This window comes from Pseudomonas sp. FBCC-B35, from assembly GCF_059133755.1.
This window is the reverse complement of record NZ_CP101439.1, coordinates 4,177,410-4,202,223: the sequence shown is the minus strand read 5'-3', so window position 1 is coordinate 4,202,223 and position 24,814 is coordinate 4,177,410. Positions and strand designations below refer to the sequence as shown.

Below are 24,814 nucleotides of genomic sequence, written 5' to 3'. Positions count from 1 at the left end.
CGAAGTTTTGCGAGGTCGACCATGCACATTCACATTCTCGGTATTTGCGGCACTTTCATGGGCTCGCTGGCGGTGCTGGCCAAGGAACTTGGCCACCGCGTCACCGGATCGGACGCCAACGTCTATCCGCCGATGAGCACCCAGCTCCAGGCCCAGGGCATCGAGCTGACTCAGGGATATGACCCTGCCCAGCTGGAGCCGGCTCCCGATCTGGTCGTCATTGGCAACGCCATGTCCCGTGGCAACCCGGCGGTGGAGCATGTGCTCAACAAGGGCCTGCCTTATGTGTCGGGCCCGCAGTGGTTGGCCGACCATGTGCTGCAGGGCCGCTGGGTGTTGGCAGTCGCCGGTACCCACGGCAAAACCACCACCAGCAGCATGCTGGCCTGGGTGCTCGAGCATGCCGGCATGAGCCCTGGGTTCCTGATCGGTGGGGTGCCGCAGAATTTCTCCGTATCGGCGCGGCTGGGTGATACGCCGTTCTTCGTGGTCGAAGCGGACGAGTACGACAGCGCCTTCTTCGACAAGCGCTCGAAGTTCGTGCATTACCATCCGCGCACGGCAATCCTGAACAACCTGGAATTCGACCACGCCGACATTTTCCCTGACCTTGCTGCCATCGAGCGTCAATTCCATCACCTGGTGCGCACCATCCCCAGCGAAGGGCTGGTGATCCATCCCACGTCCGAACACGCGCTGGCCCGGGTCATCGAGATGGGCTGCTGGACGCCCGTGCAGACCACCGGTGACGGCGGTCAGTGGCAGGCACGCCTGCTCAGCCCGGACGGATCGCGTTTCGAGGTGCTGTTCGACGGGCACGTGCAAGGCGTGGTGGAGTGGGCCCTGACCGGTCAGCACAACGTGGCCAACGCATTGGCGACCCTGGCGGCCGCTCGTCACGTTGGCGTGGCACCGGCGATGGGCATCGAGGGCCTCAGTGCGTTCAAGAGCGTCAAGCGGCGCATGGAAAAGGTCGCCGAAGTGCAAGGCGTGACCATCTTCGATGATTTCGCCCATCACCCCACGGCCATCGCCACCACCCTGGACGGCCTGCGCAAGCGCGTGGGTGATGCATCGGTGATCGCCGTCATCGAGCCGCGCTCCAATTCGATGAAACTGGGCGCGCACCGCGATGGCCTGCCTGAAAGCGTCAACGATGCTGACCAGGTGATCTGGTATGCCCCGGCCAACCTGGGTTGGGACCTGGCAGCCACGGCCGCGCAATGCAAAGTCCCCAGCGTAGTGGCCGACAGCCTCGAGGCGATCATCGAGCAGGTCAAGCGCCAGGCGCGACCCGGTACCCAGGTGGTGATCATGAGCAACGGCGGCTTTGGCGGCCTGCACGGCAAGCTGGCCGAGGCGCTCAAGTGAACGGGCCGCAACGCATTACCCTGGCGATGACCGGGGCGTCGGGTGCGCAGTACGGCCTGCGCCTGCTCGATTGCCTGGTGCGCGAAGATCGGGAGGTGCACTTTCTGATTTCCAAGGCGGCACAGCTGGTCATGGCGACCGAAACCGACGTCCTGCTGCCTGCCAAGCCGCAGGCGATGCAGGCGTTTCTGACCGAGTACACCGGGGCTGCCGACGGGCAAATTCGGGTGTACGGCAAGGAAGACTGGATGTCGCCCGTGGCCTCGGGTTCCGGCGCACCGGCGGCCATGGTCGTGGTGCCATGTTCCACCGGCACGCTGTCGGCGATCGCCACCGGTGCGTGCAACAACCTGATCGAGCGGGCTGCCGATGTCACCCTCAAGGAGCGTCGACAGTTGATCCTAGTGCCTCGTGAGGCGCCGTTTTCTACCATTCACCTCGAGAATATGCTCAAGCTGTCGCAGATGGGTGCGGTCATGCTACCAGCCTCGCCTGGCTTCTATCATCAGCCACAGACCATCGACGATCTGGTCGACTTCGTGGTGGCGCGCATCCTCAACTTGCTGAACATCCCTCAGGACATGCTGCCGCGTTGGGGTGAACATCACTATGGGGTGGATGATTGAAAAGAGGGCTGGCCGGGACGTTGGCTGTGTTGATGCTCGGTGGCTGCGCCACGGTACGCACCCTGGATGGCACCAAGCCAGGGGCGCCCGTGGTCTATGCAGGCACCCGGCTGGATTGGTATGCGATCAGCGGTGGCTGTTGCCCCCAGGCCCGCTTCGGCGTTGAGGCGCCTCGGTTCGCCTCCCTCGATCTGCCGGCGAGTTTTCTGCTCGATACCTTGTTACTGCCGTTGACCCTGCCAGCTGCAGCCGGCATCTACTATCACGGCAGCGGCGGCTTCTGAGTGCTGCACCTAGCCGCTTGCGAGCAGGCAGCGGCTCAGTTTTTCCCCAACTTGCGCAACTCGTCCGACTCCACGATCCGGATACCGTCCTCTTCCTCCAGCGCCAGGCGCCACAGCGCTCGCGCCAGGGTGCAGGCCTCTATGCCCCGGTACTTGCCAGGAATCAGCTTGGAAAAGGGAGCGGCCAGGGTTTCAGTGAGCCTTGGCTCGGTGCGTTCCCCGAGCAACAGCGACGGGCGGACGATGGTCAGCTGAGGCCAGTCCTGGGCTTTGAGGGCTTCTTCCATCTCACCTTTGACGCGGTTGTAGAAGATCGAGGAAGTCGGGTCGGCACCCACGGCACTGATTACCAGCAAGTGCCTGGCCCCCATCTCACGGGCCCGCTTGCTGAAGGCCACCACCATGTCCAGGTCCACGGCCTTGAATGCAGACTCCGAGCCTGCCTGCTTCAATGTCGTGCCCAGGCAGCAGTAGGCAATGTCCACGCGGCCCTCCAGCTGGGGTAAAAAGACAGCCGGATCGCCCACGGGGTTTTCCAAGTGTGGATGTTCTGCCAAAGGCCGGCGTGTAGGCGCCAGCACCCGGGTGATGGTGGGCTCGTTGAGCAGGCGGTCGAGCAGGTGCTCGCCAGTCAGGCCGGTCGCTCCGGCAAGCAGGACATGCTGAGGCGTCAAGTACATGATGTCTCTCCCTTGTTACACACAAGCTTAGTGGGTGCGCGGCGTTTTCGCCTGTGCCCCCACCGCGGCCTGTGTCGTATTGCGCAAGGCCTCTTCGGCTTGATGCCGGCGTAGGCGCTGCCAGTGCTCCAGTACGTTTGGCGGTGCCCACAGCTGCGGCTCGGACGCTTCGAAGCCTTCGTTTCGTTCACGTTCGGCAACGCGGGTGCGCGCCAGTTCAAACGCCTGTTTCAGATCGTCCGTCTGGTTCAGCGCCTGCGCGAAAAGGGCATCGCCAAAATAGGTGAAGTCGGCTTCTTCCGAGCAACCGAAGGAAACCCGGTCGGCTCGGGCTGCTGTCATCAGAAGTGTGCGCGAGTCCTTCAGGGCATCGATGTAACCACCGGAATAACACGCGGAAATGACGATGACCTTGTCACGATTTTTCAAGGGGGCCAGTGCATCGGCCAACTCGTCGGCGGAAATATCGGCCAGTTGCAGGCGTGGTTGATCGAGGACCAGTTGGTGGTCCTGACTGCCGTGGCTGGTGAGGTAGATAAACAGCAGGTCTTCCGGGCCGCTGCGCTCGGCCAGGGTGCTGGCTGCGCGGGTGATGCTCTGCCGCGTGGCCATGGGGCGCGTCGCCATGAAGTCGCGATGGTTGACCAGCGTCACCTGCCCTATGGCACCAAAGCGTACTTTCAGCAGGTTGCTCACGTAATCGGCTTCGCGCAGAAAAACGCTCTGCTGCCCGTCGCCACCCACCACCAGGCTGTACAGCTCGACCGCCGGCTGGGACCGGGGCACGGCGGCCAAGGCTTCCTTCAGCAAGCGCCCTTGATTGAGCAGTGCCATGTCGAGCGGGTCCGGCAGCAAGGTGCCGTGTTCATCGCGGACCCGAACGCCATTGGCCCAGATACCGGCTTGTACCTTGCCGTCAGCCAGCGTCAGGCGCCCCTGCCCGTGGTAGGCATCATCGAGCATGTGGCCCACATATTGACTGCCATCTGCCAGTTGCAGGCTGCCCTGGCCCGACATGCGCCAGTCGAGGAAGGTGCCTTTGTAATGGCTGCCATCGCTGCCCAGCATTTCACCCTCGCCGCTGAGCGAACCGTCCTTGAACTGACCGATCCACACGTCGCCTTCGGCGTTTTCATAGCGCCCGCGGCCTTCGAGGCGGTTGTCCTTGAACTCGCCGATGTACTGCTCGCCTTCGACGCTGTCGTAGGTGCCAGTGCCTTGCAATTGGCCATCCACGAACCTGCCGCTGAACTGATTACCGCTGGCGTCGCTGCGCACGCCGGCGCCGTTGGGCTTGCCCTTGGCGAACAGGCCCCGGTAGCGACTGCCGTCGGCCAGCTCCAGTTCGCCTGCGCCGTCGTAGAGGTCGTCCTTGAACTGCCCGCGGTAGGTTTGCCCGGTCTGCTTGAGGGTGCCTTCGCCATCGCGCCTGCCATGGCGGAAGGTACCCGCATAGTGGCTACCCGGAGTGGTCAGGTCGCCAAGCCCTTCGAACAGGCCAGCGGCGAACTGGCCGCGGTAGACTTCGCCGTTCTGCCCATGCCATTCCCCCTGACCGTGCCACAAGCCGTCCTTGAAGCCGCCGGCATACCAGCTGCCATTGGGGTAATCGATACGGCCTTGGCCCTGCAGCAAGCCGTCGACCACCTGGCCACGGTAGCGGCCGCCGTCCGGCAGGCGTGCATCGGGTGGGCTCAGGGATTCGCCATCCCCACAGGCAGCGAGCAACAGGAGCAGGGTCAGGGGAAGCAGTGGACGCATGGCGAGGACCGGGCAGTGAGTGCGCCGATTATGACTCAGATCGGGCGCCTGAAACAGCGAGTGGTGCGGGCGGGGCGAGGGGGCTTTGCGCCACGTTTGCAAGCTGTGGGGGCCTTGGGTAGAAGTGGCCTTGCCGGGGCGCCGGACCGGCAAGGCCGCTCTAGAGGGAGCTTCGATACCGTGCGCCTAGCGACCCAATCCCGGCGACACAATGATCTTCACGTTTTCCTCCTTGTTGTTCACCAGTTCCTCGAACCCCAGCTCGACGATTTGCTCCAGCCCGATGCGGCCGGTCACCAGCGGGCGTATGTCCAGCCGACCATCGGCGATGAAGGCGATCACGTCGGCGAACTCGCCGTTGTAGGCCAGGGCGCCGATCACCTGCTTCTCGGTGGACACCAGTTCGAAGAAGTTGAATTCGCTCGGCTCTTCGAAAATCCCCACCATCACACACTTGCCGGCCTTGCGAAGGGTGTCGATGGCCAGCTTGGCCGTGTGCTTGTTGCCAATGCACTCGAAGCTCACGTCAGCCCCCAGCCCGGCGGTGAGCACGCGAATCTCGGCCAACACATCGCACTGGTTAGGGTCCAGGACCACGCTGGCGCCCACTTCCAATGCCTTGGCCTTGCGCGCCGAAGACATTTCCAAGGCGATCACCCGCGCCGCGCCTGCCGCCTTGGCGCACATGATGGTGCACAGCCCGATGGTACCGGCGCCCACCACCACCACGGTCTGGCCCAGCAGGCTGCCCGCTTTTTTCACCGCGTGCATGCCGACCGCCAGCGGTTCGATCAGCGCCCCTGCCTCCGCTGGAAAACCGGGCGGCAGCCGGTAGAGCAGATTGGCCGGCACATTGACCCGCTCGGCGAAGGCGCCATTGTTCATCAGCCCTGTGAACGCCAGTCGCTCACAGATGTTGTACATCCCATGGGTACAGTAATAACAGGTCCCGCAGTGCTGGCAGGCGTCCGCCGCCACCGGATCGCCCACCGCATAGCCCTCGACCCCTGCGCCGAGCTTGGCGATCCGGCCGCAGAACTCGTGGCCAAGGATGCACTGGCCCTGAATACCGGTAAGAGGATGTGGCGCGTCTACCGGGATGAAGACCGGCCCGGCCACGTATTCGTGCAGGTCCGAGCCGCAGATGCCGCACCAGTCCACCTGGATCTGCACCCACCCAGGTGCAGGATCGGCCGGCAGAGGCACCTGCTCGACGCGGATGTCGTTGCGCCCGTGCCAGACCGCCGCGCGCATGTGTGGGTTGCTCAAGTCGTTCATAGGAATCTCCAGAAGCCAGGAAGGGTCAATGGCTGCGCAGGAAAGCGAGCAGGTGCTGGTTGACCGCGTCGGCGGCCTCCATCTGCACCATGTGGCCAGCGTCCGGCATGACCACCACCTGGGCTTCCAGGCCCTGGGCGTGACTGGCCGGAATGATCGCGTCCTTGCCGCCCCAGATGACCAGGGCGGGGTGCTGGCCCAGGACGCCGCGCAGGTCGTGGCGTTGCCGATCGCCCTCGGCCAGGGCCGAGGCCAGCACCTGCAGCGCCTGGTCTACGCCCTCAAGACGCTTGAACTTGAGCATGTCTTCGAGCAGCTGCCGCGTGACCAAGGCTGGATCGGCGAACAGTTGCACCATCTGCGGCTTGAGGGCGTTGCGGCTACTTGCCGCGACGAACCCTTGCAGGTATTGCCCATTGATCGCCTCGCCCAGACCCGCGCTGGCGATCAGGCCGAGGCTGGCCACCCGGTGCGGTGCCAGGCGCGCAAGGCCCAGGCAAACCGCGCCGCCCATGGAGTGGCCGACCAGGTGCGCCCGGGGAAGGTCCAGGTGATCGAGCAGGGCCAGCACCGTTTCGCTCAGTTCCTCCAGGTCACCGCGCTGCAAGGCTTTCGCCGACTCGCCATGGCCCGGCAAGTCGAGGGCGATCACGCGTCGCTCGGTGGCCAGGGCAGGGTGGTTGAACAGCCAGTTGTTGAGGTCGCCGCCAAAGCCATGTACCAGCACCAAGGGCGTCCCGCCTTCGCCCAGTTCGAACCAACGCAACAAGCGACCCTTCACCTCGGCTTTCTGGGGCGCCGGGCCTTGGGCCTGGTCGGTACTACCTTCGGCCACGAACTCGGCCTGGAAGCGCTGTACCACAGCGTCGATGTCGGCGTCGTCGGCTTCGCCTTCAACCACCACGGCCAACAGCGCACCTACAGGCAGGGTCTCATCCGGCCTGGCCACCAGGCGGCGCAGCACGCCACTGAACGGCGCCTCGACGCTGCTGCTGATCTTGTCCGTCTCCACGTCCAGCACTTCGTCGCCCTTGGTGATGACGTCGCCTTCCTGTTTGAGCCAGGTGTCTACCCGGCCTTCGGTCATCGACAAGCCCCATTTGGGCATGGTCAGGGTATGGATCTGGCTCATGCGGCGCTCCTTGTAGCGTCGAGGACGGTGCGCACGGCTGCTTCGATTTTGGCAGCGTCGGGGATGTACAGGTCTTCCAGGGCGTCGGAAAACGGAACGGGCGTGTGCGGCGCCGTCACCATTTCGATGGGCCCTTTCAGCGCGCCGAATGCCTTCTGCGCAACCAGGGCGCTGATGTCCGTGGCCATCGAACAACGGGGGTTGGCCTCGTCGATCACCACCAGGCGCCCGGTCTTCTCGACACTATCAAGGATGCTGTCTTCATCCAGTGGACTGGTGGTGCGCAGGTCCAGGACTTCGCAGTCGATGCCCTGGCGGGCCAGGTTGTTGGCGGCTTCCATGGCCACATGCACCATGCGGCCATACGTCACCAAGGTGACATCGCTGCCATCGCGCAGGTAGTTGGCTTCGCCGAACGGCACCGTGTACACCTCTTCCGGTACGTCGCCCTGCATGCTGTACAGCAGCTTGTGCTCGCAGAAGATCACCGGGTCGTTGTCGCGGATGGCCTGGATCAGCAGGCCCTTGGCGTCATACGGTGAGGACGGGCACACCACCTTCAGGCCTGGGATATGCGTCCACAGCGAGGTGAGCATTTGCGAATGCTGGGCCGCGGCGCGCAGCCCGGCACCGTACATGGTGCGCATGACCAGCGGCGTCACGGCCTTACCGCCGAACATGTAGCGAAACTTGGCCGCCTGGTTGAGGATCTGGTCCAGGCAGCAGCCGGCGAAGTCGACGAACATCAGTTCGCAGACCGGGCGCAAGCCCTGGGTGGCCGCACCAACGGCAGCGCCTACGTAGCCGATCTCCGAGAGGGGCGCATCCAGCACGCGGCCTGGAAACTGGTGGTACAAGCCCTTGGTCACGCCCAGCACGCCACCCCAGGCATCGTCTTCGCCTGGCGCGCCTGCACCGCCGGCCACATCTTCGCCAATGATGAACACGGTATCGTCACGACGCATCTCCTGAGCCAGGGCTTCGTTGATGGCCTGCTGGTAACTGATCTTTCTTGCCATGGTGGTTCTCCTGTTGTTCTTGTTCTGAGCGGCTCAGGGATAGGCGACGTAGACGTCGGTGAGCAGGTCGGCAGGTTGTGGCTTGGGGTCGGACTTGGCGCGTTGCACGGCGTCCTCGATCAGGTCCTCGACGCGGGCGTCGATGCTGTCCAGCTGCCCTGCTTCGAGCAGCCCCGCGCGCACGGTCTTGTCGCGGAACTGCAGCAGGCAGTCACGGGTTTCGCGCAAGTTCTTCACTTCATCGGGCGCGCGGTAGGTTTGCGCATCGCCTTCGAAGTGACCGTAGTAGCGGCTGAGCTTGACCTCGATCAGCGACGGCCCCTGGCCGGAGCGTGCACGCTCGATGGCGGCACCGGCGGCTTCGTGAACCGCGAAGAAATCGAAACCGTCGATGGTGACCCCTGGCATGCCGAAGCCGGCGGCGCGGTCGGCTATGTGATCGCAGGCCACTGACCAGTTGGACGCCGTGGCTTCGGCATAACCATTGTTCTCGGCGACGAAGATGCACGGCAGGTTCATGATCGCGGCCATGTTCATGGCTTCGAACACCGCGCCTTCATTGGAGGCGCCATCTCCGAAGAAGACCACGGACACATCGTCGCGGCCCTTGAGCTTGGCTGCCAGCGCAGCGCCCACCACCAACGGTGCGCCGGCGCCGACGATACCGTTGGCGCCGAGCATGCCCTTGCCCAGGTCGGCAATGTGCATCGAGCCGCCCTTGCCGCCGCAGACTCCGGTCTTCTTGCCGTAGATCTCGGCCATCATGCCGTACACATCCACGCCTTTGGCGATGCAGTGGCCATGGCCGCGATGGTTGGAGGCGATGCAGTCGCTGTCGCGCAGGTGGGCCATCACCCCCGCCGCGCTGGCCTCTTCACCCGCGTAAAGGTGGACGAAGCCGGGTATTTCGCCTGTGGCGAACTCGACGTGCAGGCGTTCTTCGAAGGCACGAATGGTGCGCATCACTTCATAGGCATGCAGCAGTTGTGCAGAACTCGGTTGATTGGACATCTTGTTGTTCTCCGGGGTTGTCTCAACGGGTCGCGGGGTGCAGCGGGTGGCCCAGGGGTACAGCCAGCAGACGATGCTGGGCGGCATGCGTGAGCACCGCCTGCACGTCCACACTCAAAGGGCCCAGGTGATCGAGGGTGATGGTGGGGGTGTCATGGGCGCAGAATTCGATTTCCCGCTCGCCGTCCAGCGCCAAGGTGCCCTGGACGAGGACCGGGCGGTACGGCGCGTCAGGCGCCATGTAGCCCGAGGCAGTAATGCCGCAGGCTTGCAGCACGCCGGGTGCCACGGGGGCCAGCAGCGCCTGCCCGGCGTTTTCGCCAAGGCGCACCCAGGCGCCGTGAGGCGCTTGCCGCGAGACCGGGCTCCACAGGCCGCACAGTGCCGACAAGCCGATAGCGTGGGGCTCGGCAAAGCAGGCGAAGATTTCGCTCAGGTCCTCGCTGCGGCTCAGGGCCCGCGCACCGATGAAACGTTGAGGCGATACCGCGACCTCCACCAGCGCCCATTCGCTCAGTTGCTGTTGGGGCACCCTGACCAGCAAGCGTTTGTTGCGGCGCAGGCCGATGGAGGTTGGCACCTTGCCGCTGACCACCAGGCCGCCTGCAAGGCCCGCACTGGTGGCTTCGCGCAGCTCCGGGAAGGCGTTGTTGGTGCCGGTGGACAAGGTCAGCAAGGGTACGTCGCCAGCTTCTGCCGCGACGGCCTTGTGCGTACCGTCGCCCCCCAGCACAGCGATCATCGACACCCCCCGCGCCACCATGTTGCGCGTGGCAAGCCGTGTGTCGCTGACGGTCTGGGTCAGCGGCAGGTCGAGTATCTCGAGGGCAGGCCAGTGTTGATCGCACGCCATCGGCCCGGCGCAGGCTTTGACCACGGCGGCGGCGATGCCAGTCATGTCGCTGGGCATCAGCACGTGGCCGACACCTGTTGCGCCGAATGCGGCGAGCAGGCGCGCGATGGCAGCGGCTTTGTCAGTGCTGGAGTACAAGCCGGCAGTGGCTGTCAGGCGACGCAGGTCTCGGCCTGAAGCAGGGTTGGCAATGATGCCGACCAGTGGGGCGGGTAGCGGCATGGCGCACCTCGTGTTCTTGTTTGCAAGGACAAGAGCAAGCGCGGTGCCAGCTTTGAATGAAATCCCGCAAAGGCCCGCAGCAGAGGCCTGGGATCGTCTTGCCTGCTGCCAGGCGGGTCGCCGTGCTGAGACGCCAGGTGCCGCTCTGGGCGTTGTGCGGCGAGACGCTGAGACGCTGCGTCTCAATCACACCTTTGATCACACCGTGCTTGTCCATGCCTGCGCGCAGGCGCTTAATGGCTGCACAACCACAAGAACAGCAACGAGAACCGGAGGGCCCGAATGCTTGCCGCGAACTCCCGCGCTCATGTCGACTGCGTCAGCAGGGTACTGAAGAACGCCGACCGTCTGCCCCAGGCGCCAGTACCGCCGTTGATCCTCGATTCCTGGCGTCGCTCCATGGAGCTGTACCGTCTCGATCCCGCCTCCGAGCAAGGGCCGCGTATCCTTTCCCAGGCCCTGCTCAACGAATGCCGAGAGCGCTCGGAGCTGTTCCTGCGCATTGCCGGGGATGCCGTGGCACGCTTGCACGAACAGGTGCGCGAGGCCGACTACTGCGTGCTGCTGACCGATGCCCAGGGCCGCACCATCGATTACCGGGTCGAGTCGGCCATTCGCACTGACTGCCGCAAGGCCGGCCTGTACCTGGGCACCTGCTGGTCGGAAGGAGAAGAGGGTACCTGCGGGGTAGCGGCGGTGCTGACCACCAAGGCACCGGTCACCGTGCACAAGCGCGATCACTTTCGCGCTGCCTTCATCGGTCTGACCTGTAGCGCGGCGCCTGTGTTCGACCCCTTTGGCGAGTTGCTGGGGGTGCTGGACGTCTCTGCGCTGCGCTCGCCCGACGACCGCCGCAGCCAGCACCTGATCCGGCAATTGGTCGAGCAGACCGCACGCGAAATCGAGAACGCCTTTTTCATGCACAGCGCCCAAGGCCACTGGGTGATGCGTGCCCACGGCACCCCAGGCTACGTGGAAAGCCAGCCTGACTATCTACTGGCCTGGGACGCCGACGGTCGCCTGCAGGCGATGAACAGCCTGACACGGCAACGCCTGATGCAGCGCCTGGGACGCTTGCCTGCTCACATTGGTGAGCTGTTCGACCAAGAGCAATTGCGACGGGTCAGCAACGCGTCTGCGCAACGTCTGCCAGGGTTGGGCGAGCTGTATGGCCGGGTCAGCGCCCCCCAGCGCAAGCAGCCGGTCGAGCCCTTGCTGCAAGGCTTGGACCGGCGCATCGAACAACACTTGCGCCTGGCCACACGGGTCAAGGACTGTAACCTTGCAGTGCTGGTGCAGGGTGAGACGGGTACAGGCAAGGAAGTTTTTGCTCGCCAGGTGCATCAGCAAAGCAAGCGCGGCACCGGCCCGTTCGTCACGCTCAACTGCGCCGCCATCCCCGAGAACCTGATCGAGAGCGAGTTGTTTGGTTATGTCGCGGGCGCCTTTACCGGGGCTTCGAGCAAGGGTATGCAAGGGCTTGTACACCAGGCCGATGGCGGCACGCTGTTTCTGGACGAGATTGGCGACATGCCACTGAGCCTGCAGACCCGACTGTTGCGGGTACTGGCAGAAGGTGAGGTAGCCCCCTTGGGGGCTGCGCGGCGCCAGCGCGTGGACATTCAGGTGATCTGCGCCACGCACCGCGACCTGGCGGCGAGGGTGGAGCAGGGACAGTTTCGTGAGGACTTGTATTTTCGCCTGGCCAACGCCCGCTTCGCGTTGCCGGCGCTGCGCGAGCGCGAAGACCGGCTGGGGCTCATTCACCAGTTGCTGGCCGAAGAGGCCGACGCGTGTGGCGTGAGCGTGGCGCTAGCCGACGAAGCCTTGCAGGCGTTGCTGGAGTACCGCTGGCCGGGGAACCTGCGCCAGTTGCGGCAGGTGTTGCGTTATGCGTGCGCTGTGAACGAGGGTGGGCAGCTGCGCCTGCTTGACCTGCCTGAGGAAGTCCGTGGGCAGGAGGTTGGCCGAGTCACGAGCGAGGCGTCCTGCCCGGCGCGGCAACGGTTGCTGGATGCGTTGATCCGGCATCGTTGGAAGCCCGCCGAGGCTGCCCAGGCGTTGGGCATTTCGCGTGCGACATTGTATCGGCGCGTGCACGAGCATCGCATCGAGATGCCTCGTATGAAAGGGTAGCGTCGTGGCGGCATCTTTTTGCTGTTGTTGCTGACCGCGCAATCGTTCAGGCGCCGCAGCTTGCCGCTTCAGAGCCGTGCCCTACGCACAGGCTGCGTTCGGCCTGCTGAAGTCGCGAAGATCAACAGCACAATGCACATGGCTGGAAGCTGCGTTCAGTGAATAACCCATGTGGAGTGATCATAGCCAAGAGAAAAACTTCAAGTTGATATCAGCCCGATGAGCCGTCCGCACGATGTGTTTCACCGGAGATATCGTTTTGCAGGCACGCGGTGGCAATTTCGGTCTTTGGGCTACGGGTAGAGGTGCGTTTCTTTCTCTGCGGGCGTTTGCCTGGGCGAGTAGCCCATAGGTAAGCGTTTTCACGCAACCGTGCTTGGATAGCGGGTGGATAATCATCAAGTGTGGTCAGCGGCGGGACGGGTTTTCCGGGCAAACCGGCTTCACGAATGATCCTGGGCCAGCGCGGTTTCCAGCACAGCATCAGGCTTAGCCAATGGCCGGTGCCGATGATCAGGAAGGCGGGCGAGATCAAGACCAGGCCGAGTTTGGTGATTCGAGAAGATCTTCGAAAGTAGTGGGTCAGGCCTTCGAATTGAGGCGTGAAGGCTTGCCAGGGCCAGGGGAAGTGTGAGGTCAGAGAAGGGCGAGGCAAACCCTCTGGGCCCTCGTCCATGAAACGGCGGATGAATTCCCACTCGGATTGCAGCTCCGTGAAATTGTTGGCGGCCTTGCCTACGTGGATGAGTTCTGGATGGAGGGCGCCGGCGAACGAGGGTGGCCATATAAGATCTAAAGGAAGGCCAAATCCACCCGCAGCAGCATATTTTTTATCCGAACCGCTGGAGGTGACACCATACCAAGGAAGCGTGACGATGCCGCCGCAATACGGTGGGCGATGCAGGTAAACTTGTTGGGTGGTCCGATTGAAACGTATCAGTAGGTGGCGAGACGTGAACATCTCAAAGCGCGTGAAGCGGAGCCCAAATTTTAAATAAAGCCACAGCGTACCTACACCCAAGGTCAGGAAAACAGACCCCGTTAAAAGCGTTCCGGCATAAGGCTCGCCGTTGTAGGTGAATAATAGGCCGATGAGAATAGTTAGGTCCTCTAAAGCCATCGCTATATTCACTAATGAATAGAGTATAACAGCAGTCGACAGGATAGTTATAAGTCCCCGTTTGTCCTCCATCATGCCGCAACGCATTTCCAGTATGTGTTTATTATAAACATATACCGGTCCGCGACTTAGGGGGTTGCTGCTGGCTGATCTCTTCGCGGCATCAAGCATATCCTGCTCATCGCTTTCATATATAGAAATATTGGTCTTCTTGTGATTCTTCTCAAAAGCGTCGCGCTCTTCTTTAGGATCTATGTATGCAAGCCATGCGAGCCATTCAGCAAAATACATTATATGACCTCGCTGATTGAGCTGAATAAGGCCTCCAACTCTTCTTCATCTTTCGCATAGCCTGTGCGAGGTGGCTGCAGGCTGAAGCAGCATTCCTTGCACCAACTCTCAAGTGCGTCTCCATCTAAAAGCACTATGGCGATGGTGGCAACAATCATGATGGTGCCTCCAATCCAGCCCAGCCGACTAAGCCAAAGCATAGCAATTCTATTGGTCGCCAGTCGTGTAGATAACTTTGAAAAAAGTGCGGCCATTTTGCGTCTAAAGATATTTGTGTCACTTACTGACAGCCAATGAAAAAGCGCGCCAGCCTGTGAAAACGCTATCCCTCCTTGCCCCACAAGTAATGCAAAAGTAGCGCCTGCTCTGACCATATACGTAGAGGCTAATATTGTGTTGGATTTTTTTCTTGCCTCCGCAGCGTCGGAGATATCCCATTTTATACTGACGAGCCCCCCTACCGCCGCCAACCCAGCCCCCCACAGTCGATACTGCCCTAGATTAACTAGCGCGCCCCGCGCAGTGGCGCTGTTCCCGCCAACGCCTCTAATCGTCAGTTCCGTCCCCACCGCAAGCAGCTCCATCCCCGCAGCCGCACTGGTAAATGCGGCCGCAGTCACTTCGCTCCAGAAGCGTCGGTCCTTGTCATCCCGTCTGCCTTGTAACAACAGCAGCCCGGCCTCCAACAGCAGCAATCCGCTGGCGACCCGCAAGCGATAGAACTGATTCCCGTGCACCCCGTTCAACGTCTCGGCATAAGCTCGATCAAGCCGGCGCACGATGGGGGCCGCGATGCGACCGGGCGAGGGCGTTTTACCGTCCAGCGCCTGCTCACTCAAGCGCAGTTCCACGGCTTGCTTACCCAGCGAGGCAATGAGGTAGGTGCTCAGGCGTCGATACAGCAACCGGTCAGTGCTACCGGGCGCACCTACTGACAGGCTCTGGCGCCCCAGCTGCCCGAGCCAGGCCAGCGCGCCAGCAGTGTTGGTGGGGCTGTGTTGCGTGAGCTGGTCCAGGTGGCTGTCCAGCCGGCTGAAGTGTGCGGCGAGCTCTTTGGCTTGTTTGAGGGCCGCCTCCAGTTGAAGAATAGGGTCGCTGCCCGGTGCCAGTGCGTCCAGCGCTGTGCGTGTCTGCGCAAGCACCTCTGCGATCTCGCGCTGATTATGGACAAACGAGCGCAGCGCCAGGTTGTCGGGGGTGATAGCGTCGGCGCGCCACCATTGAGCAAGCAGCGCTGCGCCGGATGGCACGCCTTCGAGGCCGGCTACGCACAGCCCTGTCTGGTGCGCAAAGCACAGGCCATTGGCAGGGTCGTTTTCGTCGTAGTGGGCAAGTGCGTCTACCAGTGCGGACGACTTCAACCATGCGAGGTGATCTGCCGCTCTGGACTCGGCGAGACGTTGGGCTTCGGCGCTCTGCGCCTCAAACACATCAAGGTGCTGGTACATACCTTTTAGGTTAACGAGTGACAGATAGCGCTCTTCGAATTGCTTGGCAAATTCTCCATTTTTTGCGCGCGTTTCGAGCTTCTGCCTTTCAAGTTCAGCGGCGCTGTCCAGAATGTGCTCTTTAGCTGTTGCCCACCACTCGGCCATGTACCGTGGAACCGCCTCGTCGCTGCCGAGATAGCCGCGCATCGCCTCTCTGCGGCGATCGACCATTGCGGCAACCTTTCGCTCCGTGAATTGCTGATGCAGTTCGGTGAATGTTTGCGCAACCAACACCTTTCGCTCGTTACTAGGGCCACCGCTCTCAGTGCTGGCTTCCAGCCAATGCTTGAGGTGTTCCATGCCAGCGTTGCGCCAGGCATTGAGTTCCTGGGTAATGCCGATGGCATCCTCCACCACCACGGCAACGCCCCGTGCTTCAGGTTTACTGCCCAAGGGGCCCAAGGCTTGGCGGGCCGCCGCCAGCGAGCTGATGCTTGGTGTACTGAAGACCTGAGCGTCCAACAGCGTGCGCAACACGTCGTTGGATTCCGCGGCAAAGTCGGCGACAAGGTTCAACTGGTCATGACGTATCGTGTAGGGCCTGGGCATTGGGCAGCTGGGGCTGGCGAAGGGCGCTATGTCTACTGCAGGCAGCAGGTCGCGTCGACGCAGCAATTGCCGCTGCGCCGCGATGGTCAACGGATCGGGGCTGTAGAACAGGCGAAGCTCGAGCAAGTCGTCGAGATCATGAACCGTGAATGCCCAGGTCATAGCGCGCACGACATCCTGGAATGTGGAGATGCCAGGCGGTTTTGGCTCTGGATGTTCAGGGTCGAAGAGCGACAGGGCGCCGTTCGCGGCGATTCGGTAGGGAGGGTGAAGGCTGTATTGCCCACTGAGCCTGCGCTTTTCCATGACATACAGGAAACCTTCACGCAGCGGGCGAATGGCATAGTCCGCCTGATGCAGCGCGGCGGTGCGATGCGGGTGGCGCAGGTGTTGAGGCAGAGTAGGGAGCTGCTGACGCTGGTGGGGATTACCGCCCACGGCGGCATAGCGTAATGGCAGAACGGTGAAGGTGCGGGTGCATGAGACGGCGGGCCCTATGGATAAAGGGTCTTGCAAGGCTTCGCAGTTCTGCCGATTGATTTCCATCAGCATCTTCAGATCGAACATGAGGGCCTCTGGCGAATTAAACGGTGCAGGTGTGTTTGAAGGCATTGGGCAAGTGGCAGGCTTTGCTCGAGTGATTCTTCATGGCAGCCTGCCAAACGGAATCGCAAGTCGGTTTTTCGCAAGCAGTACCGAGTAGGCCTGCCGTCTCAACGCCGCATTAACCAGGTACTCATCGAGTCGCTTTCCTGCACTCAATTTATATTCGAAGGTACTGTTTTCGTCTTGCCAGGAAGTTCCCAATGCTCAGTAGGAATTTTCGTTGCAGGGCACGCTTCATACTCAAGCGGCATCGGTGCTTGCTCTTTGCGGCAAGCCAGATCATCAAGTCATGCAAGTTAGAGAGGGCGGCGGGAATACGCAGATTGCTCTGCTAGGTCGGTAGACACCGTTTGCTGGGTGATCGCCATTTGCACAGTGTTTGGCCGCAAGCACCCTGAAGGGCCGTATCAGCCATTAATGAAGCCTAACAGGCAATAAAAAACCCCGGAGCCAGTCCGGGGTTCTTGTACGTCACACTACGCGATCAATCCTGGTTGGCCAGTTTGTGCTCGAGGTAGTGAATGTTGACGCCGCCTTTGCAGAAGCCTTCATCACGCACCAGATCACGGTGCAGCGGGATGTTGGTCTTGATGCCATCGACGACGATCTCGTCCAGGGCATTGCGCATGCGGGCCATGGCTTCGTCACGGTCCTTGCCCCAGGTGATCAGCTTGCCGATCAGCGAGTCATAGTTCGGCGGAACCGAATAACCGCTGTACAGGTGCGAATCGACGCGCACGCCGTTGCCGCCTGGTGCGTGGAAGTGCTTCACCTTGCCGGGGCTTGGGATGAACTTCTTCGGGTCTTCGGCGTTGATACGGCACTCCAGCGAGTGGCCGTGGACCACCACGTCCTCCTGGCGGAACGACAGCTTGTTGCCAGCGGCGATGCTCAGCATCTCCTTGACGATGTCGATGCCTGTGACCATCTCCGACACCGGGTGCTCAACCTGCACACGGGTGTTCATCTCGATGAAGTAGAAGCGGCCATCTTCGTACAGGAACTCGAACGTTCCCGCACCGCGGTAGCCGATCTCGATGCACGCGTCCACGCAGCGCTTGAACACTTCCTGGCGCGCTTTCTCGTCGATGCCTGGGGCCGGAGCCTCTTCCAGCACCTTCTGGTGGCGGCGTTGCAGCGAGCAGTCACGGTCACCGAGGTGGATCGCATTGCCCTGGCCGTCGGACAAGACCTGTACTTCCACGTGACGTGGGTTGGTCAGGAACTTCTCCAAGTACACCATCGGGTTGCCGAAGGCTGCACCGGCTTCGGTACGGGTGAGCTTGGCCGAGGCGATCAAATCCTCTTCCTTGTGCACCACGCGCATGCCGCGACCACCACCGCCACCGGCGGCCTTGATGATCACCGGGTAGCCGACGTCGCGGGCGATGGCCAGCGCGACTTCTTCGTCTTCCGGCAGCGGGCCGTCGGAGCCCGGCACGGTCGGTACACCCGACTTGATCATAGCGTCCTTGGCCGACACCTTGTCACCCATCAGGCGAATGGTGTCGGCTTTGGGGCCAATGAAGGCAAAGCCGGACTTCTCAACCTGCTCGGCAAAATCGGCGTTTTCCGCCAGGAAGCCGTAACCGGGGTGAATCGCGGTCGCGCCGGTGACTTCGGCAGCGGCGATGATCGCCGGGATGTGCAGGTACGAATCCTTGGACGATGCAGGGCCGATGCAGACCGACTCGTCTGCCAGGCCCAGGTGCATCAGTTCACGGTCAGCGGTGGAGTGCACGGCGACGGTCTTGATACCCAGCTCTTTGCAGGCACGCAGGATCCGCAGGGCAATTTCCCCGCGGTTGGCGATCAGGACTTTTTCGAGCTTCCCAGACATCGTTGGCTCTCCGCGATTCAAACGATGGTGAACAGCGGCTGGTCGAACTCAACCGGCTGGCCGTCTTCTACCAGGATGGCGTCGATGACACCGCCGACATCGGCTTCGATGTGGTTCATCATCTTCATGGCTTCGACGATGCACAGGGTGTCGCCTTTCTTCACGCTCTGGCCCACTTCAGCGAAGTTCGGTGAGGTCGGCGAAGGTTTGCGGTAGAAGGTGCCTACCATTGGCGAGCGGATGACGGTGCCCTTGAGGGCCGGGGCAGCGGCGGCAGCTTCGACAGCAGGGGCGGCAGCGGCGACCGGGGCAGCGGCAGGCGCAGCCATCGGGGCAGGTGCGTAGAACTGCTGGGCAGCTGGGGTCTTGCTGTGACGGCTGATGCGAACCGACTCTTCGCCTTCCTTGATCTCCAGCTCGTCGATGCCAGACTCTTCCAGCAGCTCGATCAGTTTCTTGACTTTACGGATATCCATTAATCATCAACTCCCAAAGGTTCGGTCAGGGGGCGAAATTGTTAAAGCGTGTCGACACGCTTCTCTTGACCCTGGCCACCGAGGCCAGGGCTTTCATCATTTGGGCTGTGCGTTGGCAGCCAGCTGTTCCAGCGCGGACTCCAGGGCCAGGCGATAACCGCTGGCGCCCAGACCACAGATCACCCCTACGGCTACATCGGAAAAGTAGGAGTGATGACGGAACGGTTCGCGTTTGTGCACGTTGGACAGGTGCACTTCGATGAATGGGATGCTCACCGCGAGCAATGCGTCACGTAGTGCAACGCTTGTGTGGGTGAATGCAGCCGGATTGATCAGGATGAAATCCACACCCTCGTTGCGTGCCGCATGAATGCGATCGATCAACTCGTATTCGGCATTGCTCTGCAAATACTGCAAATGGTGGCCCGCGGCGCGAGCACGTTGCTCCAGGTCCTGGTTGATCTGGGCCAGGGTCACGGCGCCATAGTGGCCGGGCTCGCGCGTACCGAGCAGGTTCAGATTGGGGCCGTGAAGCACCAGTAGCGTTGCCATCTGCGAGTTCCTTGGATTTGTAGGGCAATTCGACACAGCGCGGCGAGTGTGCCTAAAGCGACGGCAAGTGTCCAGTTCCCGGCAATAGCCAGCACGATGACCGAGATTCGCGCGAAGTATGTGACCGAATAGCAGGATCCGGTCACTGATCGCCGATATGTTCCTATGCCAGCGGGCCGTTACAGGCCTGACGTGTCGCGAACGCGGGACAAAATGGACGCAAAGTTCTCGGCATTTATCTCGCCTATCACCCGATCAGCGGTCAGTTCGCTGCCGTTGGCGGCAAAGAACATCAACGCTGGCGGGCCGAACAACCGATAGCGGTCCAGCAGGGCTCGCTGGGCCGCATCGCTGCGCGTCAGGTCCAGGCGCAACAGTTTGAAGCCCGCCAGTTGCGGCAGTACCTGAGGTGCATTCAACACCTCGTGCTCGATGACTTTGCAACTGATGCACCAGTCTGCGTACCAGTCCAGCAGTACCGGCTGGCCTGCGGCCTTGGCATCGGCCAGTGCAGCATCGAGCGCCTCGGCGGTGGTCAGTGTTTGCCACGCCTGGGCAGGGGGCGCAGCCTGACCAGCCATGCTCTCACCAACCGGAGGCAACGGCCGCAGCGGATCACCCTGGCCGCTGAGGGCGCCATACCCGCAGGCCAGGGCGTAGACCAGCAGCGCCAGGCCAAGCAGTTGGGCCAGGCGTTGGCGAGGCGTCTTGACGACGAATTCCAGTGTCCCCAGGAACACGGCCACCCCGGCCGCGAGCAACCCGATAAGCCCCAAGGTGACGGGCCCTGGCAAGACCCTGCTGAGCAAACCGATGGCCAGCCCCAGCAACAGGACGCCGATGGCGTTCTTGACACTGTTGAGCCATGGGCCGCTTTTCGGCAGCCAGGCGGCGCCACCGGTTGCGACCAGCAGCAGCGGGGCACCCATGCCCAGGCCCAGCGCGAACAGTTTGAGCGCACCGCCCAGGGCGTCTCCACTGGCACTGATATACAGCAGAGCACCGGCCAGCGGCGCCGAAACGCAGGGTGAAACCAACAGGCTGGACAACACGCCCAAGGCCGCGGCGCCCAGCAGCGAGCCGCCTAGGGTGCGATTGGCGACGCCGTCCAGACGGTTGCTCAGGGCCTGGGGCAGCTTGAGTTCGAACAAGCCGAACATGGCCAGGGCGAAAGCCACGAAGAACAGCGCAAAAGGCACCAGTACCCAGGCCGACTGCAGGCGCGCCTGCAGGTTGAGGCCTGCGCCGAACAGGCCCATCAAGGCCCCGAGGGCGGCGAAGCTGGCAGCCATGGACAGCACATAGGCCAGTGACAGCGACAGCCCGCGCAGCCCTCCTGTCTGACCGCGCAGTACCACACCCGAGAGAATGGGCAGCATGGGCAGCACGCATGGCGTGAACGTGAGGCCTACGCCGGCGATGAAGAACAGCAGGAGCGCTTTCCAGTCCCAGACGTGCGCGGCCTGGCTGCTCGGCGCGCTATCACCGTCAATGCTCAGCCGTTCGGTTTCAGGTGGATAGCACAAGCCTTTGTCAGCGCAGCCCTGGTAGCCCACCTGCAAGGTGAAAGCCCTGGAATCATTGCGTGGCAGCTCGATGTCGACGATGCCGTGATACACCTCCACATCGCCGAAGAATTCGTCATGCTTGGCCTCGCCCTTCGGGATGACCGGCGTGCCCAGAACAATGTCGGCCGGCTCGGTTCGAAACACGAAACGGTGGCGGTACAGGTAATAGCCGTCGGTGGCCACCAGGCGCAGCTTGATGGCATGGGCGTCGGCCTGGATCAGGCTGAGCTTGAAGGCTTCGTGTACCGGGAGGAAGTCGGCATTGCCGGCCAGTGAGTAGGCGCCGAGGGTGGCGCTGGGGCGATTGTCCAGCAACCCCGTGGCGAACACCGGGCTGGCCAGCAGTAGGCACAACAGGAAAAACAGGCGGTGCATGGTGAACTCGCAAGAACGAACGTGCCGCGCATCATAACGGAGTTGACGCTCAGGGAACCATGCGTGGGCCTGCCCGTCTTGCCGGTGATGGTCTAAAGCTATTTCGTGGAGCCAGGGCGGTCGGTTCAGGCCCTGAAGGCACCCACCGCCTGGTTCAGTGCGCTGCCAAGGCTAAGCAGGTGGTCGCCTTGCTCGCGTCCTTCACCGATGCGTTGCAGGTTATCTCCGCCCAGTTGATGAATCCGCTCGCTGTGGTCACGGATCTCGCTCACCGCTGCGCTTTGTTGCGCCGTCACTTCGGCAATGCGCAGGGCAGTGTCGGCAATGGTGCGGATCGCGCACACGATTTCGTCCAGTGCACCGTCGGCGGTCTGGGCCTGGTTGGCAGTGGCCTCGGCATGCTCCAGTTGTACCCGCGTACCGTCCACGGCGCCCTTGGCTGCCTGCTGCAATCTGTCGATCAGGGTCTGGATTTCCCCAGTAGCGCCGGTGGTGCGTTGGGCCAGGGTGCGGACTTCGTCGGCTACCACGGCGAACCCGCGACCCATTTCACCGGCGCGGGCGGCTTCGATGGCGGCATTGAGTGCCAGCAGGTTGGTCTGTTCCGCGATGGACCGGATCACTGTCAGCACGCCACCGATCGTGGCCGATTCTTCTGCCAGTTGCTCGATCATGCGCGCGTTGCCCTGCACCTCGTCGACCAGCGTGCGTAAACCCGACAAGCTTTGCCCGATCACCGCCTGGCCCTGTTCCACTGCCCGGCCTGCGTCACGGCTGGCCAGGGCTGCAGCGCTGGCGTCGCCAGCCACCTGCTGGATGGTCGCTTCCAGTTCTCCAAGCGCGTCGCGAATCTGCCCGGTATCCCCGGCCTGTCGTTGTGCGCCATCGTGCAAGGCAGCACTCATGTTGGCCAGCGCATGGCTGCTGCCGGCCACTTGCTCGGCGTTGTGCCGCAGGGCGCCTACCAGTTCGACCAGGTACTGGCGCAGGCGATTGAGCGAAGCCTGGATGTCATGCAGCTCGCGGTTGGTCCTGCCCATTTCGACAGGCTGGGTAAAATCGCCCTCGGCCCAGCGCGACAGCGCAGGCGCCAGGCCGGTGAGTGTGCGTGCAAGACGACGTTGCAGGGTGTCGATGAGCAGGGCGATCAGCAGGATCATCACGATCATCCCCCCTTGCAGGGTGCGCACTTCGCCCGCGATCGTGCCATGCAGGCTGCGCACCTCTGGCTCCAGGGCCGCGATGGCCTGGCGCACTGCCTCCAGTTGTTGCGTGGCGCGGGTCGCCAGGGCGGCGCGCTGGGCGATCTGGGCACGGGTACGTTGCAGCTCGGCCGGATAGCGCCCAACCAGGCTTTGCAACTCGCGCTTGAGGCCTACGGCGACGTCTTCTTGCTGGGCACGGGTATCGGTCTGCAAACCCATCAGCGCAGCAAAGTCATCCGCGCCGGATTCGGCAGCACGGGTCAAGCCCAGCAGCGGCAAGCCTTCGATGACGTGCGCCTGGGCCTGAATCGATTGCAACTCGCGTTCCAGCTCGTTCGCAAGTTCCGGCCGGCCGCTGCCCACCAGCTTTTCCCGCGCCAGGCCAAGCCTGCTCAGGTGCAAGGTCGCCTCGACAAGCGGCAGCAGGTATCGCCCAGCGTCGGGGCTGGTGCTGTCGCGCGCATAGGTGGTCAGTTGCTCCAGATTGGCCCCCAGCTCGCGCTCGGCTTGCAGCAACAGCGCCTGGGGGTCACCGGCCAACTTGCCGGCGGCCAGCAACTCACCCGCGCTGAAGGCCTGGAGGTCGTCCAGGCTGGGGCGCAGTTGGCTGGCCATCGTCTCGGGCCAGTCGGCCAGCGAGGCTTGCAGTTGCACCGTGGCCTGCAGTGCCGCGGCATGGCGCACGGCATCGCCGTTGCCAAGATAGGCCTGGATGTTCTCGGCCGCCTCAGTCTGGAAATGGCGCGACAGGGTCAGGTAGCGCTCCATCATCTGGTAGGGGCGCTCCAGCGCCCGCTGCGACCACCACAGCGTGACGCCCAGGGCGATGCACACCGTCACCAGTAACAACGTATTCAAATTGGTCAGCCACTTCAGGCGCATAGCCGCGAGCTTCCTGCGGGGGAGGGAGGAGTCAGGGGCCTGAAGTTATTGCGTTCGTGTGACGCGATGATGACGGCGGCACGCAGTTGAATGGCAAAGTGCCTTTATCCTTTGCCCGGCTTTTCAGGGCTCCACACGCACCACGCAATTGCGTCCCGCATGCTTGGCCCGGTACAGCGCCTCGTCGGCCGCGCTGGCCATGGTCAGCGCATCGAGGCCGTCATCGAGTTGCACCACGCCCGCGCTGAACGTACAGCGCAGGTCATGGGGCTGGGCTGGGTAGAGGATTTCGGCAAAACGCCCGCGGATGTCATCGAGCACCTTGTACGCCGCCTCCAATGGGGTATTGGGCATGACGATCGCGAATTCCTCGCCGCCGTAGCGTCCGATGAAATCGGTCTTGCGCAGGCGTTGCTTGAGAAACAGCGCCAGGCTCTTGATTACCCGGTCGCCCATGGGGTGGCCGTGGCGGTCGTTGATTTTCTTGAAGCGGTCGATGTCGAGCATGGCAAAGCTCAACGGCTGCTGTTCGCGCCGGGCACGGAAGCTGCAATCCTCGAGCAATTGCAGGATATGGGTGTGGTTGTACAGCCCGGTCAGGCTGTCGCGGACCATGCGCGCCTTCAGGTGCCGAGCGCGGGCCGCGCGGTTGCGCACCGTGGTGATCAGGTGGCGCGAGCGAAACGGCTTGGTCAGAAAGTCATCACCGCCTTCGCTCATGGCCTCAAGTTGCTTGTCCAGGTCATCCTCGGCCGACAGGTAGATGATCGGCACACTGACGTAGCGGTCGTTATGGCGAATCACCTTGGCCAGTTCAGGGCCGGTGCACGCCGGCATGTACAGGTCAAGGATGATCAAGTCAGGCTGGAAGTCAGCCAGCTCGGCCATGGTGGCGATCGGGTCGGTCAGGCTGCGGGTGATCATCCCGGCGCCTGCCAACACCCGTTCCGTGAACAGAGCCTGGGTGCGTGAGTCATCGATGATCAGCACGCGCAGGGGATCGTACGGCGCGGCATCGGTCAGTAACTCGACTTTCTCCAGCAGACTGGAAGCCTCCAGTGTCCCGGTGAGGAAATCGCGACCGCCCGCCCGCACGGCGGCCAAGCGCGTCGGGGTATCGGTTTCGTGGTGGCTGAAGAACAGCAGCGGCAGGGGTTTGGTCTGCCGCGCCTGGGCTTCGGCCGCCAACGTCAGGCCCTGGCCGACCCCATTGAAGTCGACGTCCATGATGACCGCCGAAGGCGGGCATTCGTCCACCGATGCGCGAAAGGCATCGGCAGTGGGCAAGGCCTGTACGCCCAGGCCGAAGAATTCCAGTTGCTGGGCCAGGCGCTCGGCGCGGTCGTGGTCCTGCAAGAGGATATAGACCGGCCTGCGCTGGGGCGCCAGCAGCAACTGATCGTGTGGATCGTCCTTGCGCAGGCCACTACGCGCAACATGCTCAGCGGGGCACTGCGGGCTCGGCTCAACTGCTTGGCTCATGTCCT

At 62.6% G+C, this 24,814-nt stretch carries 19 protein-coding genes; 4 read left to right on the top strand and 15 right to left on the bottom strand.

Annotation, left to right across the window (positions count from 1 at the left end):
- Nucleotides 1-21 precede the first annotated feature (21 nt).
- Genes mpl through NMB38_RS19080 form a run of 3 tightly spaced genes read left to right on the top strand, consistent with a single transcriptional unit; the run spans nucleotide 22 to nucleotide 2,281 of the window.
- Complete coding sequence (gene mpl, locus NMB38_RS19090; RefSeq protein WP_059183607.1) at nucleotides 22-1,371, top strand: UDP-N-acetylmuramate:L-alanyl-gamma-D-glutamyl-meso-diaminopimelate ligase; 1,350 nt, start codon at nucleotides 22-24, stop codon at nucleotides 1,369-1,371.
- Nucleotides 1,368-1,997, top strand: coding sequence for a flavin prenyltransferase UbiX (gene ubiX / locus NMB38_RS19085; protein WP_027915152.1), 630 nt, complete (start codon nucleotides 1,368-1,370; stop codon nucleotides 1,995-1,997). Before mpl ends, ubiX begins: the two co-directional genes overlap by 4 nt.
- On the top strand, nucleotides 1,994-2,281 hold the full coding sequence (locus NMB38_RS19080) for a YceK/YidQ family lipoprotein (protein WP_027915153.1): 288 nt from the start codon (nucleotides 1,994-1,996) through the stop codon (nucleotides 2,279-2,281). Before ubiX ends, NMB38_RS19080 begins: the two co-directional genes overlap by 4 nt.
- Before the next feature lie 35 nt (nucleotides 2,282-2,316).
- Here NMB38_RS19080 and NMB38_RS19075 read toward each other — a convergent pair whose 3' ends face one another.
- The 7 genes from NMB38_RS19075 to NMB38_RS19045 all read right to left on the bottom strand — a co-directional run bounded on the left by NMB38_RS19075 (nucleotide 2,317) and on the right by NMB38_RS19045 (nucleotide 10,237).
- Entirely contained in the window at nucleotides 2,317-2,961 is a 645-nt protein-coding gene (locus NMB38_RS19075) for an oxidoreductase (RefSeq protein ID WP_023534952.1), read from the bottom strand.
- A gap of 27 nt (nucleotides 2,962-2,988) precedes the next feature.
- Nucleotides 2,989-4,722, bottom strand: a complete 1,734-nt coding sequence (locus NMB38_RS19070) for a C13 family peptidase (protein ID WP_059183609.1) — start codon at nucleotides 4,720-4,722, stop codon at nucleotides 2,989-2,991.
- Nucleotides 4,723-4,908: 186 nt separating this feature from the next.
- Nucleotides 4,909-5,976 carry a 2,3-butanediol dehydrogenase gene (locus tag NMB38_RS19065; RefSeq protein WP_023534966.1) on the bottom strand — a complete coding sequence of 356 codons (1,068 nt, stop codon included), beginning with the start codon at nucleotides 5,974-5,976 and terminating at the stop codon, nucleotides 4,909-4,911.
- 49 nt (nucleotides 5,977-6,025) lie between these two features.
- On the bottom strand, nucleotides 6,026-7,132 hold the full coding sequence (locus NMB38_RS19060) for an acetoin dehydrogenase dihydrolipoyllysine-residue acetyltransferase subunit (RefSeq protein WP_028687650.1): 1,107 nt from the start codon (nucleotides 7,130-7,132) through the stop codon (nucleotides 6,026-6,028).
- A complete protein-coding gene (locus tag NMB38_RS19055; protein ID WP_059183610.1) occupies nucleotides 7,129-8,151 on the bottom strand; it encodes an alpha-ketoacid dehydrogenase subunit beta in 1,023 nt (340 codons plus the stop codon). Before NMB38_RS19055 ends, NMB38_RS19060 begins: the two co-directional genes overlap by 4 nt.
- 33 nt (nucleotides 8,152-8,184) lie before the next feature.
- On the bottom strand, nucleotides 8,185-9,162 hold the full coding sequence (locus NMB38_RS19050) for a thiamine pyrophosphate-dependent dehydrogenase E1 component subunit alpha (RefSeq protein WP_023534974.1): 978 nt from the start codon (nucleotides 9,160-9,162) through the stop codon (nucleotides 8,185-8,187).
- Nucleotides 9,163-9,184: 22 nt separating this feature from the next.
- A complete protein-coding gene (locus NMB38_RS19045) occupies nucleotides 9,185-10,237 on the bottom strand; it encodes an NAD(+)/NADH kinase (RefSeq protein WP_140174990.1) in 1,053 nt (350 codons plus the stop codon).
- A 282-nt stretch (nucleotides 10,238-10,519) separates the two neighbouring features.
- Here NMB38_RS19045 and NMB38_RS19040 point away from each other — a divergent pair, with 282 nt between their 5' ends.
- Nucleotides 10,520-12,373, top strand: coding sequence for a sigma-54-dependent Fis family transcriptional regulator (locus NMB38_RS19040; protein WP_088523662.1), 1,854 nt, complete (start codon nucleotides 10,520-10,522; stop codon nucleotides 12,371-12,373).
- Nucleotides 12,374-12,584: 211 nt separating this feature from the next.
- Here NMB38_RS19040 and NMB38_RS19035 read toward each other — a convergent pair whose 3' ends face one another.
- The 8 genes from NMB38_RS19035 to NMB38_RS19000 all read right to left on the bottom strand — a co-directional run bounded on the left by NMB38_RS19035 (nucleotide 12,585) and on the right by NMB38_RS19000 (nucleotide 24,809).
- Nucleotides 12,585-13,784, bottom strand: coding sequence for a DUF6708 domain-containing protein (locus tag NMB38_RS19035; RefSeq protein WP_088523661.1), 1,200 nt, complete (start codon nucleotides 13,782-13,784; stop codon nucleotides 12,585-12,587).
- A complete protein-coding gene (locus NMB38_RS19030) occupies nucleotides 13,784-16,390 on the bottom strand; it encodes a T6SS effector BTH_I2691 family protein (RefSeq protein ID WP_404691584.1) in 2,607 nt (868 codons plus the stop codon). Before NMB38_RS19030 ends, NMB38_RS19035 begins: the two co-directional genes overlap by 1 nt.
- A gap of 523 nt (nucleotides 16,391-16,913) precedes the next feature.
- Complete coding sequence (accC, locus tag NMB38_RS19025; protein WP_027915162.1) at nucleotides 16,914-18,269, bottom strand: acetyl-CoA carboxylase biotin carboxylase subunit; 1,356 nt, start codon at nucleotides 18,267-18,269, stop codon at nucleotides 16,914-16,916.
- Between the two features lie 17 nt (nucleotides 18,270-18,286).
- A complete protein-coding gene (gene accB, locus NMB38_RS19020) occupies nucleotides 18,287-18,745 on the bottom strand; it encodes an acetyl-CoA carboxylase biotin carboxyl carrier protein (protein ID WP_023535179.1) in 459 nt (152 codons plus the stop codon).
- Between the two features lie 96 nt (nucleotides 18,746-18,841).
- Nucleotides 18,842-19,297 carry a type II 3-dehydroquinate dehydratase gene (aroQ, locus tag NMB38_RS19015; RefSeq protein WP_003255330.1) on the bottom strand — a complete coding sequence of 152 codons (456 nt, stop codon included), beginning with the start codon at nucleotides 19,295-19,297 and terminating at the stop codon, nucleotides 18,842-18,844.
- 179 nt (nucleotides 19,298-19,476) lie between these two features.
- The gene (locus NMB38_RS19010; protein ID WP_494354855.1) at nucleotides 19,477-21,240 is read right to left on the bottom strand and encodes a protein-disulfide reductase DsbD; all 1,764 of its coding nucleotides are present in this window, start codon (nucleotides 21,238-21,240) and stop codon (nucleotides 19,477-19,479) included.
- A gap of 125 nt (nucleotides 21,241-21,365) precedes the next feature.
- Nucleotides 21,366-23,060, bottom strand: a complete 1,695-nt coding sequence (locus NMB38_RS19005; RefSeq protein WP_404691587.1) for a methyl-accepting chemotaxis protein — start codon at nucleotides 23,058-23,060, stop codon at nucleotides 21,366-21,368.
- Nucleotides 23,061-23,450: 390 nt separating this feature from the next.
- The gene (locus NMB38_RS19000; RefSeq protein WP_027915165.1) at nucleotides 23,451-24,809 is read right to left on the bottom strand and encodes a diguanylate cyclase; all 1,359 of its coding nucleotides are present in this window, start codon (nucleotides 24,807-24,809) and stop codon (nucleotides 23,451-23,453) included.
- Between the last annotated feature and the right edge of the window lie 5 nt (nucleotides 24,810-24,814).

What these genes read in the sequence shown, in the direction of transcription:
- NMB38_RS19035 (WP_088523661.1), bottom strand. Translation starts at nt 13,784, where the DNA reads ATGTATTTTGCTGAATGGCTCGCATGGCTTGCATACATAGATCCTAAA.
- mpl (WP_059183607.1), top strand. Translation starts at nt 22, where the DNA reads ATGCACATTCACATTCTCGGTATTTGCGGCACTTTCATGGGCTCGCTG.
- NMB38_RS19070 (WP_059183609.1), bottom strand. Translation starts at nt 4,722, where the DNA reads ATGCGTCCACTGCTTCCCCTGACCCTGCTCCTGTTGCTCGCTGCCTGT.
- NMB38_RS19060 (WP_028687650.1), bottom strand. Translation starts at nt 7,132, where the DNA reads ATGAGCCAGATCCATACCCTGACCATGCCCAAATGGGGCTTGTCGATG.
- NMB38_RS19045 (WP_140174990.1), bottom strand. Translation starts at nt 10,237, where the DNA reads ATGCCGCTACCCGCCCCACTGGTCGGCATCATTGCCAACCCTGCTTCA.
- NMB38_RS19010 (WP_494354855.1), bottom strand. Translation starts at nt 21,240, where the DNA reads ATGCACCGCCTGTTTTTCCTGTTGTGCCTACTGCTGGCCAGCCCGGTG.
- NMB38_RS19075 (WP_023534952.1), bottom strand. Translation starts at nt 2,961, where the DNA reads ATGTACTTGACGCCTCAGCATGTCCTGCTTGCCGGAGCGACCGGCCTG.
- aroQ (WP_003255330.1), bottom strand. Translation starts at nt 19,297, where the DNA reads ATGGCAACGCTACTGGTGCTTCACGGCCCCAATCTGAACCTGCTCGGT.
- NMB38_RS19040 (WP_088523662.1), top strand. Translation starts at nt 10,520, where the DNA reads ATGCTTGCCGCGAACTCCCGCGCTCATGTCGACTGCGTCAGCAGGGTA.
- NMB38_RS19000 (WP_027915165.1), bottom strand. Translation starts at nt 24,809, where the DNA reads ATGAGCCAAGCAGTTGAGCCGAGCCCGCAGTGCCCCGCTGAGCATGTT.
- accB (WP_023535179.1), bottom strand. Translation starts at nt 18,745, where the DNA reads ATGGATATCCGTAAAGTCAAGAAACTGATCGAGCTGCTGGAAGAGTCT.
- NMB38_RS19065 (WP_023534966.1), bottom strand. Translation starts at nt 5,976, where the DNA reads ATGCGCGCGGCGGTCTGGCACGGGCGCAACGACATCCGCGTCGAGCAG.
- accC (WP_027915162.1), bottom strand. Translation starts at nt 18,269, where the DNA reads ATGTCTGGGAAGCTCGAAAAAGTCCTGATCGCCAACCGCGGGGAAATT.
- NMB38_RS19050 (WP_023534974.1), bottom strand. Translation starts at nt 9,162, where the DNA reads ATGTCCAATCAACCGAGTTCTGCACAACTGCTGCATGCCTATGAAGTG.
- NMB38_RS19005 (WP_404691587.1), bottom strand. Translation starts at nt 23,060, where the DNA reads ATGGCCAGCCAACTGCGCCCCAGCCTGGACGACCTCCAGGCCTTCAGC.
- NMB38_RS19030 (WP_404691584.1), bottom strand. Translation starts at nt 16,390, where the DNA reads ATGTTCGATCTGAAGATGCTGATGGAAATCAATCGGCAGAACTGCGAA.
- NMB38_RS19055 (WP_059183610.1), bottom strand. Translation starts at nt 8,151, where the DNA reads ATGGCAAGAAAGATCAGTTACCAGCAGGCCATCAACGAAGCCCTGGCT.